Origin of the sequence: Oceanobacillus sp. FSL K6-0251, assembly GCF_038004725.1 — a bacterium.
GTDB classification, from domain to species: Bacteria; Bacillota; Bacilli; order Bacillales; family Amphibacillaceae; genus Oceanobacillus; species Oceanobacillus oncorhynchi.
This window is the reverse complement of the sequence record NZ_JBBORS010000001.1, coordinates 3663277-3675388: the sequence shown is the minus strand read 5'-3', so window position 1 is coordinate 3675388 and position 12112 is coordinate 3663277. Positions and strand designations below refer to the sequence as shown.

The window sequence follows — 12112 nt, the reverse complement described above, 5'->3', positions numbered from 1 at the left end:
AAGAAGCTGTGTTAAACCGCTCTATGCCGAGCTTAATTAGTGTTCTTTTTTGATTGTTACAAGAGTTGTCGAATTGAAATAAAAATGTAATACGATTTTTTCATCATAAAATACACAGAGATGTTATAATTATTTTTGGTCGTTTAAATCTATTTAAATGAATTCTAATGATATAAAAAAGATAGAGATAAAATAGCAGAAATAAAAATATAACAGAAATATATAAATAGATAGAGCTTGCAAAATATGTATTTTTTTGGCAGTTAATCAGACAGATATCAGTAACGGTTAAAGTCATAAGCGGAAATAATATATTAAATTAGGTGGTCATGAAATGATAACAATGGAGAATGTATCCAAAACATATAGTAATGGTGTGACAGCACTGAACGATATAAATATACATATCGATCGTGGTGAATTTGTTTATCTTGTCGGGCCGAGCGGGGCTGGTAAATCATCCTTTATTCGTTTGATTTATCGTGAAGCAAAGCCGACAAAAGGTAAGATAATCATTAATGGACGAGAATTAAGTAAAATAAAAGAAAGGCATATCCCATACTTGCGTCGTGATATAGGGGTTGTCTTTCAGGATTTCAAACTTCTGCAAAAACTGACAGTCTATGAAAATGTGGCGTTTGCTTTAGAAGTAATCGAAACGTCGCCAAAAAGTATTAAACGCAGAGTGTCAGAAGTCTTGCAGCTTGTAGGATTAGAGGATAAAGCAAAAATGATTCCAAGTGAATTATCTGGCGGGGAACAGCAGCGTGTGGCAATTGCACGGGCGATTGTAAATAACCCTAAGGTTGTAATAGCCGATGAACCGACAGGAAACCTGGACCCGGATACTTCATGGGGAATTATGGAAGTTTTAGAAGACATTAATTCAAAAGGTACAACCATAATCATGGCAACTCACAGTAAACATATTGTTAATACAATTAAACGTCGTGTCATTGCAATTGAAGATGGGAATATTGTACGAGATCAACAGCGGGGTGACTACGGCTATGAAGTTTAGAACATTGTTAAGACATATACGTGAAGGTATGAAAAACATATTCCGGAATGGCTGGATGACCTTTGCCTCCATTGCGGCCGTAACCACAACCTTAATTCTTGTAGCTGTATTTTTGGCTTTAGTTCTGAACCTTGACCAAATGGCAAGGAATATCGAGCAGGATGTACAAATCAGTACGCTAATTGAATTAACGGCAGATGAAGATCAAATTGTCGAACTCGGTGAAGAAATTGAACAGATAGATGGTGTGGCAGAGGTTCAATTTTCTTCCAATGATAATGAATTAAAAAGCTTAATTGACAGTATGGGAGATGACGGCCAGGCGTGGGTCATGCTGGAGCAGGACAACCCGTTGAACCATGTATATATCGTGGAAGCTGGCATTCCTGAGGAAACAGAGGCTATTGCCAATCAAATCAGCGAGTTAGACAGCGTAGAAGATGTATTATATGGCCAAGAAGTAGTTGATCGGCTTTTCCAATTTAATAATTATGCAAGAGCAATTGGAATGGCATTGATTATAGCGCTGGTATTTACAGCTATTTTCTTAATTTCAAATACAATCAAGATAACAATTATTGCAAGAAGTACCGAAATTGGCATTCAGAAATTAGTAGGAGCAACGAATTCCTTTATTCGCTGGCCGTTCTTTGTGGAAGGGGCACTGTTAGGGATACTTGGTTCCATAACCCCAATGGCCGTTATCGTGGGAGGTTATTATTATATTTATCATAACTTACCAGGTATAACGAATACCTTCCGATTTATAGACCTTCTGCCATTCAATCCATTTGCTTGGCAGCTGTCCGGGATGGTACTGCTGATAGGAGCAGTAATCGGCGTTTGGGGAAGCGTGATGAGTGTACGTAAATTCTTAAAAGTCTAGCATACAAAAGAAATAAAGATTATGTTCCATATAGGGAAAATAAGAAAAACTCGCATTTGCTGCAAACGCAGTGAATACGAGTTTTTCTAAAATAGAATAGTCAGCTGAGCAGAAAGACATAGGGGGCAGTTTTCAGCTGATAAAAAAATCACAATTTACTATAAAGCAGAAACAAAATGGAGAGGGGAACAACATATGAGAAGCTTGAGAGCACTTGCGGCATTCAGCCTGGTTACATTGCTCACAGTCACGACACCAATACATTCTGTTTCAGCAGAGTCTGTAAAAGATGTAGAAGATGAAATTAACGAACTGGAGAAAGAGAAGTCTGATTTGGAATCGGAAAAAGAGGAAGCAAAGAAAAAGAAAGATGATTCGGAGGAAAAGCTTGAATCAAACAAAAAAGAACAAAGTGACGTGGAAAGTGAAATCTCATCCATAGATGAAGAATTGAGCCGGACACAATCAGATATCGCTGATAAAGAAGGCGAGATTGAAGCAACCAATCAGGAGATTGAAAGTTTAACAGATGAAATAGAGGAATTGTCTAATCGTATAGAGGAATTAGAAGAAGACATAGTAGATTTAGAAGAGCGAATCGAACAGCGAGATGCGCTCATTAAAGACCGTCTCCGCAGTATTCAGCAGAATGGTGGAGAAATTCAATACTTAGAGGTTATTTTTGGTGCACAAAATTTCAGTGAATTCGTCTCTCGCAGTACCGCGGTGAATAAAGTAATGGATTCTGACAGATCTATTATGGAAGAACAGGCTAATGATAAGGCGCAGCTGGAAGACGATAAAGGGGAACTGGAAGCAAGTAAAGTGACGGTTGAGGAAAATAAGGTTGCTGTAGAAGAAAATAAAGCAGCGCTTGAAGATCAGCATGATGACCTGCTTGCATTGCAAGACCAATTAGATGAACAAATATCTGATAAAGAAACGTTATTAGCTGACTTAGAAATTGAGTACGATGAAATGGAAGAAGTGAAGTTATCAGCTGAGGAGGAGCAGCAGCTGATTGACGCTCAGGCAGCAGCGAAGCAATCTGCATTAGAGTCTGCTCAAAGTAAAAAGGATGATCTGGAACAGAAGGAAGCAGAAGAGAAAGCACGTGCTGAGGCAGAAGCCGAAGCAGAGCGCAAGGCAGAAGAAGAACGTCAGGCGGAAGAAGCGCGTCGAGCTGCGGCAGAAAGTGAACAAGAATCAGAGCAGCAGGAAGAAGAAAGTGAAGAGCAGGAACAAGAGAGCCAGCCGGCAGAGGAAGAATCAGAGAGTGAAGATACTTCCAGTGAAGAAGAAACAGAACAGCAGGAAGAAGAAAGTGATGTGGACGTGCAAGTAGCCAGCGGAGCTTCTGGTGAGGTGAAATCAGAAGATGCTGCGCCAAGCAATCGTTCTGGTTTTATTCGACCAACCTCCGGGCCGACCACTTCTCCTTTTGATCCGAATCGTGTACATCCGATACATGGAGATGTCAGACCGCATAACGGAATGGATTTTGGGCAAGCCGGAGAAGCGGATAAAGTAATTCGTGCAGCTGCTGATGGTGTGGTGGCTTATACTGGTTCAATGAGTGGTTATGGCAATACGGTGATGGTTACGCATAATATAAACGGCCAGGAGTATACGACCTTATATGCACATTTGGATAGCTTTACGGTATCTAATGGCGAGACGGTGAGCCAAGGCGATCAAATCGCTGTAATGGGCAATACGGGAGGTTCCACTGGTGTCCATCTCCATTTTGAAATTCACCCTGGAGGCTATAAGAACCCGGTTGACCCGGCAGGCTACTTGAATTAATTCAAAGCTAAATAAATAGAAATTTATCAAATAATAAATCCGAACTAGTACTTCATTTGCTTTTAGGCAGAATGTGAATTAGTTCGGATTTCTTGTTATTAAATAAAGCTGCCAGAAGAATGTTCTGAATAGTCTATTCAAAAGAAAGGTTCTAGATAATGTTTGTGTGTAAAATCATAGTCATTCACTGGATAACATGATATGATTTCTTTATTAGAAAATAAATATGCTTTGTTTTACTTGAGAAGTGTCTTTATTTTTATATAGGAACATACGCTTTTTAAATGATTTTTACGAATATCAGTTTTTCTAAATGATTTGCTGCTTGTGATAGATATATTAATTCAACTTCGGAGCTGGATGGAAGCTTTTGAAGCAACAAAGAGGTGTAGAAATGAAGCTTAATCAAACTAAAATCATACTGATATTAATTGGTGCTCTGCTTATCGGTGTGTTAGGGGGCTACGGCGGAGTTAAATTAGCTCAAAATTCAGAGGGGAACGCTCCTTTGGAAATAACGAATTCAGAAAATGAAACTGATAATGCCGAGGAAGAATCATCTGCTGAATTACCGGCAGATTTAGACAAGATTTCTCAAACCTTTGATTTAATCAAATCAAACTATATAGAAGATGTTGATGATAATGAACTGGTGGAAGGCGCTATAGAAGGGATGCTTTCGACGCTGGAAGACCCGCATACTTCTTACTTAGATAGTGAAATGATGGAGCAGTTCAACGAGCAGATTGAGTCTTCGTTTGAAGGAATTGGTGCGGAGGTCAGTGAGATAGACGGCTATATAACCATTATGTCGCCAATGAAAGAATCACCTGCGGAAAAAGCAGGGCTGCGTCCAAATGACCAGGTCTTAAGTGTGGACGGAGAGAGTTTAGAAGGATTGAATGTAAACGAGGCAGTTGCTAAAATCCGCGGAGAAAAAGGAACCGATGTTGTTTTAGAAATACAGCGTTCAGGTACTTCGGATCCATTTGAAGTAACGATTCAAAGAGATACGATTCCGGTGGAAACCGTATATAGTGAAGTGGAATCAGAAGATGGCAAGGATACAGGAGTTATTCAAATCACAAACTTCTCTGAACATACAGGAGAAGAATTTGAAGAACAGCTGGCAGATCTGGAAGAGCAGGATATTGACGGTCTAGTCATTGATGTTCGCGGGAACCCGGGCGGACTGTTAGATGTTGCGGAAGAAATCTTACAGCAATTTGTTCCAAGTGATATGCCTTATCTGCAAATCGAGGATGCGAATGGAAATGCAGAAGAGTATGTGTCTAATCTGGATGAGGCGAAAGATTATCCAATCAGCGTGTTAATTGATGAAGGCAGTGCCTCTGCTTCTGAAATTGTCGCTGTTGCTATGAAAGAGCTTGATTATGATGTTGTGGGAGAAACAAGCTTTGGAAAAGGTACCGTACAGCAGGCTATTCCGCTTGGGGATGACAGTTCTATTAAAATGACAACTCTTAAATGGCTGTCTCCTGGCGGCGAGTGGATTGATGGAAAAGGAGTGGAACCGACCGTCGAACAAAGGCAGGATGATTACTACTACTCTACTCCGATTCAAGTGACAGATGACGAGCCGCTCACGTTTGACCATACAAGCGAAGCAGTGGCAAATATGCAAGTGATGTTATCTGGACTGGGATATGATACTGGAAGAACAGACGGTTATTTCAGTGAAGAAACAGAGCAAGCTGTAGAAGAATTTCAGGAAGATAATGACTTGGAAACAACTGGAGAAGTAGACGAAGAAACAGGCGGTTTAATTGAAACACAGGTTATTGAAAGGATTCGGGACGGAGAGGACGACCGACAGCTGGAACGCTCTTTAGAAGAACTTTATCAATAAAACGAAACTTCATTCAGCGGGAGTTGTTGCTTTTCTCTCGCTGAATTAGCCTAAATGATTCAGGGAGTTAGCGCCCGTTAACTCCCCTCTGACTAATTATATTTCCACTTTCTATTTTGAGACGGAAGATTTACGGGCGATTCTCCGTGATAAAATAAGAGATTTGTTCATCCACCACTATGTGATGGATGAACAAATTGTATTTGCAAAGCAGGTGAAGAGTATTGGCGGAAGCATGGCTTATTGAATTGGCAAAAGGTATAGGCAAATTTTTTCTGAATCCGGCATTATACTGGTTTTTATTTATATTGACGATGGCAAGTTATTTTCGAATCAAACGGGAGCGGTACGATTTTGGGATAAAAATATATCCGAAGTTTATGGAGTGGCATCGGACCTGGCTTGTCTCCTTAATCAGCGGAATACTGATTTCTGCCGTCATTATTGGCACAGGCATGGTATTCTCTTATGAAACACTTCTCGTTTTAGCGTTAAGCTTTGTTGTATTAAGCATCAGTACGCATTTTACATTATTGTCTCCCAGCTATACACTTGGGCTGACTTTTCTTATTTTGTTTTTTGCACCGTATCTTATTGACATGCAAGATGTCATTGATTATTCCTTGCTTTACGAAAGCAGTCTTCCGGCGTTAGCTGTATTAGCGGGATTGCTTCTTTTTGTAGAATCCCTGTTCATTAAACGTATTGAAAAGCAAGATACGTTTCCAAGAATTACGCTGAGTGACCGCGGTGTCTGGGTAGGCGAACAGCAAATCAAACGATTAACGGTTGTTCCTCTGCTGATGCTTGTGCCTGAAGGATTAATTACTTCCTTTGCTCCCTGGTGGCCGTATTTATCCATTGGAGAATCCAGCTTAGGCTTAGCACTGATTCCATTTTTGATTGGGTTTAACTATAAAGCAAAAGGACATTTTCATCAGGATGCGATTTACAAGCTGGCAAAAGCAAATACCTTTTTAGCAATCGGTATTTTACTTATTGCTGTCGGCGGAGTATTTATCCCGTACCTTTCCCTGGCTGCGATAATTTTGGCGATTATCGGAAAAGAGTATTTGAATTATCGCTATCGCGAAGGAGACCGTTTGCGCCGTCCGTACTATCAGCCGCATGCCAAAGGCCTGAGAGTGGTTGGCGTGCTGCCTGGCAGTCCGGCAGACAGGCTGGAAATAGAGACTGGCGAGGTCATTTACAGAGTCGGCGGGAAAAACGTACGGACAAGCCAAGCTTTTTATGAAGCACTGCAGGGAAGCGGAGCTTATATTAAAATGGAAGTTTTGAACCATGAGGAAGAGGTTCGTTTTGTACAAGGATCTCTGTATGAAGGAGAGCACCATTCCTTAGGCTTTCAATTTGCTGAAGAGCCTTTTAAAGCTAGAAGAGAAAAGAATACAAACGCCTCTTAACATAAGAATGCTTGGAACAGTGGTTTACTGCTGCATCCAAGCATTCTTATTTGATTATAACAATAAAACGAGGATTGAAAGATTGACAGAAAGGCTATAATGAAAATAGAGGTTATTTCAATAATAATATAAAAAAATATATAATTTCTTAAAAACAAGAACGAATACTTGTTCGTTTTTTGAGAAAAGGATATAATAGAAAATAGCTATGGTATGGAACGGAGGAAATAGGATGAATGAGCAATTTGAGTTAGTTTCTGCTTATGAGCCTGCGGGTGATCAGCCGGCAGCTATTCAGGAAATTGTAGATAAGGTACTTGCCGGCCAGCATCATCAGACGTTACTCGGTGCTACTGGAACGGGGAAAACATTTACGATGTCCAATGTGGTGAAAGAAATCAACCGGCCGACGCTTGTTATTGCACATAATAAAACACTGGCAGGACAGCTTTACAGTGAGTTTAAAGAGTTCTTTCCAAACAATGCGGTAGAGTATTTTGTGAGCTATTATGATTACTATCAGCCGGAAGCGTATGTGCCTTCTACCGATACGTTTATTGAAAAAGACGCCAGCATCAATGATGAAATAGATAAATTGCGCCACTCTGCGACATCGGCGCTTTTTGAACGAAGCGATGTATTGATCGTAGCGAGTGTGTCGTGTATTTACGGTTTAGGTAACCCGGAAGAATACAGAAGCCAGGTGCTGTCCCTTAGACTTGGCATGGAAAAAGAAAGAGATCAGCTTCTGCGGGAATTAGTAGATATTCAATATGCAAGAAATGATATTAATTTTCAGCGCGGGACGTTTCGTGTGCGCGGGGATTCCGTGGAAATTATCCCGGCATCTCATGAGGAGCATTGTATCCGGGTAGAATTTTTCGGAGATGAGATCGACCGGATCCGTGAAGTCGATGCGCTGACGGGAGAAATCATCGGCGACAGAGAGCATGTAGCTATTTTCCCGGCTTCTCACTTTGTGACCCGTGAAGAGAAAATGAAAATTGCGATTAAAAATATTGAAAAAGAATTAGAAGACCGGTTGAAGGAATTAAACGATGCCGGGAAGCTGCTGGAAGCGCAGCGTCTCGAGCAGCGGACCAATTATGATTTAGAAATGATGCGGGAAATGGGCTTTTGTTCCGGGATTGAAAACTATTCACGTCCGCTGACACTGCGTGAAGCGGGAGCAACGCCCTATACACTTCTGGATTTCTTTCCAGAGGACTTTTTAGTAATTATTGATGAGTCCCATGTGACGCTGCCGCAGATTCGCGGTATGTATAACGGGGACCAGGCCCGGAAACAGGTATTAGTGGATCATGGCTTCCGCTTGCCTTCTGCGATGGATAACCGCCCGCTGCGGTTTGAAGAATTTGAAGAAAAGACCAATCAGTTGGTTTATGTTTCGGCGACACCGGGACCGTATGAATTAGAGCATTCACCAGAAATGACAGAGCAAATCATCCGTCCGACCGGCTTACTGGACCCAGAGGTGGAGGTCCGTCCGATTGAAGGGCAGATCGATGATTTAATAGGTGAAATCAATAAGCGGACGGAACGCAATGAACGCGTGTTGATTACGACGTTAACGAAGAAAATGTCAGAGGACTTAACAGATTACCTGAAAGAAATCGGGATAAAAGTAGCTTATCTGCATTCGGAAATCAAAACATTAGAGCGGATTGAAGTAATCCGTGATTTGCGTGTCGGGAAATATGATGTGCTTGTCGGAATCAACCTGCTCCGGGAAGGGCTGGATATTCCGGAAGTATCCTTAGTTTCCATTTTGGATGCGGATAAAGAAGGCTTCCTTCGTTCCGAGCGTTCGCTGATTCAGACGATGGGTCGTGCCGCACGAAATGAACAGGGTAAAGTTATTATGTATGCTGATAAGATGACCGATTCGATGCAAAAAGCAATTGATGAAACAGAACGCCGCCGTATGGTTCAGCAGGAATATAACGAAAAACACGGCATTACCCCGCAAACGATTCGCAAGGAAGTACGCGACGTTATCCAGGCAACAATTGCTGCGGAAGCACCGGAAACGTATGAATCGGAAGCGAAGCAAATGAAGAAGATGACGAAGAAAGAGAAGCAGAAAGTCATCGAAAATATGGAAAAAGAAATGAAGCAGGCAGCCAAAAATCTAGACTTCGAGAAAGCAGCAGAATTAAGAGATGTTCTCTTGGAGCTTAAAGCGGAAGGATGAATTTTTTATGCCAAGTAAATCTATAAAAATCCAAGGTGCCAGAGCGCATAACTTAAAAAATATCGATGTGGATATTCCTAAAAATAAATTAGTGGTTCTTACAGGGCTTTCTGGTTCCGGGAAATCCTCCCTTGCCTTTGATACCGTTTATGCAGAAGGACAGCGCAGATACGTAGAATCGCTGTCTGCCTATGCAAGACAATTTCTGGGACAGATGGACAAGCCGGATGTGGACGTGATTGAGGGCTTGTCTCCGGCAATTTCGATTGACCAAAAAACAACCAGCAAAAATCCGAGATCGACAGTCGGAACAGTGACCGAGATTTATGATTATTTGCGTTTGCTTTTTGCACGCGTAGGGAAGCCGACCTGTCCGAAGCACGGTATCGAGATCAGCTCGCAGACTGTACAGCAGATGGTTGACCGGGTTCTGGAATATCCGGAGAGAACGAAAATGCAGATTTTGGCTCCGGTCGTATCCGGCAGAAAAGGGGAACATGTTAAAGTATTAGAGGACTTGAAAAAGCAAGGTTATGTGCGTGTTCGAATTGATGGCGATATGATGGAGGTTGCGGATGATATTAATCTGGAGAAAAATAAAAAGCACTCTATCGAGGTGGTTATCGACCGTATTGTTATTAAAAGCGGCATCGAAAGCCGGCTGAGTGATTCCCTGGAAGCAGCACTGAAGCTGGGAGAAGGCAATGCAATCGTGGACGTTATTGATGATGAAGAATTGTTATTCAGTGAAAACCATGCCTGTCCGATTTGCGGTTTCTCTATCGGGAAATTAGAGCCGCGTTTATTCTCCTTTAACAGCCCCTTTGGCGCGTGTCCAAGCTGTGATGGGCTGGGCACCAAGCTGGAGGTCGATGTGGAATTGGTTATTCCGGATTGGGATAAGACGTTAAATGAGCATGCTATCGCACCATGGGAGCCAATCAGCTCGCAGTATTACCCGCAGCTATTGAAAAGCGTCTGCGACCATTATGGCATTTCGATGGATGTTCCAGTGAAGGATATCCCTGAGGAACAAATGGATAAAATTTTATATGGAAGCGGGAAAGAAAAAATCCACTTTCATTATGAAAATGATTTTGGCAGCTCCCGTACGAAGGATGTTGCATTTGAAGGTGTGTTAAAGAACGTAGAACGCAGATATAAAGAAACTTCTTCGGATTTTATCCGTGAGACATTAGAAAAATATATGGCGCAGAAAAATTGTCCAACCTGTAAAGGGAACCGTCTCAATAAAGAGGCGCTTGCTGTATTAATTGACGGGAAGCATATCAGTCAGGTAACAGATTTTTCTATCCTGGAATCAATGGATTTCTTTAAGCAGCTTGAATTGAGTGCAAAGGACCGTCAGATTGCACGATTGATTTTAAGAGAAATAGATAACCGGCTGTCATTCTTAAATAATGTCGGCTTGGATTATTTAACGCTGTCCCGTTCAGCAGGAACACTTTCCGGAGGGGAAGCACAGCGGATCCGTCTGGCGACACAAATCGGTTCTGCGTTGACAGGAGTGCTTTATGTGCTGGATGAGCCTTCTATCGGACTGCATCAGCGGGATAATGACCGTCTGATTGAAACACTCAAACAGATGCGTGATTTAGATAATACGCTGATTGTGGTGGAGCATGATGAAGATACGATGCTTGCGGCGGACTGGCTGATTGATATCGGACCTGGCGCCGGTGAGCATGGCGGGGAGATTGTTGCCAGTGATACGCCGGAGAATGTGAAGGCAAATGAGAATTCATTAACGGGCCGTTATTTATCTGGAAAAGAATTTATTCCTGTGCCGTCAAAACGTAAAAAAGCGGATAAACGCAAAATAAAAGTTACCGGCGCTTCGGAAAATAATTTAAAAAACGTATCAGCTGAAATTCCGATTGGTCTGATGACCGTTGTCACAGGGGTTTCCGGTTCAGGGAAAAGTACGCTGGTTAATGAGATCATTTATAAATCCTTAGCAAAAGAATTATATAAAGGAAAAGTAAAACCAGGGAAATATCGAAGCATAAAAGGCATCGAGCATATTGAAAAAGTCATTGATATCGACCAGTCTCCAATCGGGAGAACACCGCGTTCCAATCCGGCGACGTACACCGGGGTATTTGATGATATTCGTGATGTGTTCGCCCAGACAAATGAGGCGAAGATACGCGGCTATAAAAAAGGCCGTTTCAGCTTCAACGTTAAAGGCGGACGCTGTGAAGCCTGCCGCGGCGATGGAATCATCAAGATTGAAATGCATTTCCTTCCCGATGTGTATGTCCCTTGTGAGGTTTGTGACGGAGCACGTTATAACCGGGAAACATTGGAAGTGAAGTATAAAGGTAAAAGCATATCTGATGTTTTGGAAATGCGTATTGAAGAAGCACTGGAGTTTTTCTCTGCGATTCCAAAAATTAAACGGAAGCTGCAAACGATCTATGATGTCGGCTTAGGATATATTAAGTTAGGTCAGCCGGCAACGACATTATCCGGCGGGGAAGCACAGCGTGTGAAATTGGCGAGTGAATTGCATAAACGCTCTAACGGAAAGACATTTTATATTCTGGACGAGCCGACAACAGGACTTCACTCTGCCGATATCCGCCGTCTGCTGGAGGTTCTGCAGAGACTTGTAGATAATGGGGATTCTGTCTTAATTATCGAACACAACCTGGATGTCATCAAAAGTGCGGATCATATTATTGATTTAGGTCCGGAAGGCGGAGACCGCGGCGGTCAGATTATCGCGAAGGGAACGCCGGAAAAAATCGCAGAACAGGCAGATGTTTCTTATACAGGAAAGTATCTTGGCCCTGTGTTAGAGCGCGATAAGGAACGTATGAAGGACATGCTGAAAGAGAAAGTCAGCAGTAAATAGAGGATAGCC

7 protein-coding genes are annotated in these 12112 nt (G+C 42.0%); all 7 read left to right on the top strand.

Features of this window, described 5'->3' with window-relative positions:
• The first annotated feature begins 334 nt into the window (after nucleotides 1-334).
• The 7 genes from ftsE (at nucleotide 335) to uvrA (ending at nucleotide 12103) form a co-directional block, all read left to right on the top strand.
• Nucleotides 335-1021: a cell division ATP-binding protein FtsE gene (gene ftsE / locus MKY45_RS18335; protein WP_042530199.1), complete on the top strand. Its 687-nt coding sequence runs from the start codon at nucleotides 335-337 to the stop codon at nucleotides 1019-1021.
• Nucleotides 1011-1907: a permease-like cell division protein FtsX gene (ftsX, locus tag MKY45_RS18330; RefSeq protein ID WP_042530201.1), complete on the top strand. Its 897-nt coding sequence runs from the start codon at nucleotides 1011-1013 to the stop codon at nucleotides 1905-1907. Before ftsE ends, ftsX begins: the two co-directional genes overlap by 11 nt.
• Nucleotides 1908-2102: 195 nt before the next feature.
• A complete protein-coding gene (locus tag MKY45_RS18325) occupies nucleotides 2103-3713 on the top strand; it encodes a murein hydrolase activator EnvC family protein (RefSeq protein ID WP_212928326.1) in 1611 nt (536 codons plus the stop codon).
• Nucleotides 3714-4107: 394 nt separating this feature from the next.
• Complete coding sequence (locus tag MKY45_RS18320; protein ID WP_256706334.1) at nucleotides 4108-5583, top strand: S41 family peptidase; 1476 nt, start codon at nucleotides 4108-4110, stop codon at nucleotides 5581-5583.
• A 224-nt stretch (nucleotides 5584-5807) separates the two neighbouring features.
• A complete protein-coding gene (locus tag MKY45_RS18315; protein ID WP_042530204.1) occupies nucleotides 5808-7007 on the top strand; it encodes a PDZ domain-containing protein in 1200 nt (399 codons plus the stop codon).
• A gap of 232 nt (nucleotides 7008-7239) precedes the next feature.
• Nucleotides 7240-9222: an excinuclease ABC subunit UvrB gene (gene uvrB / locus MKY45_RS18310; RefSeq protein ID WP_193064294.1), complete on the top strand. Its 1983-nt coding sequence runs from the start codon at nucleotides 7240-7242 to the stop codon at nucleotides 9220-9222.
• Nucleotides 9223-9229: 7 nt separating this feature from the next.
• Complete coding sequence (gene uvrA, locus MKY45_RS18305; RefSeq protein ID WP_042530208.1) at nucleotides 9230-12103, top strand: excinuclease ABC subunit UvrA; 2874 nt, start codon at nucleotides 9230-9232, stop codon at nucleotides 12101-12103.
• Nucleotides 12104-12112 lie beyond the last annotated feature (9 nt).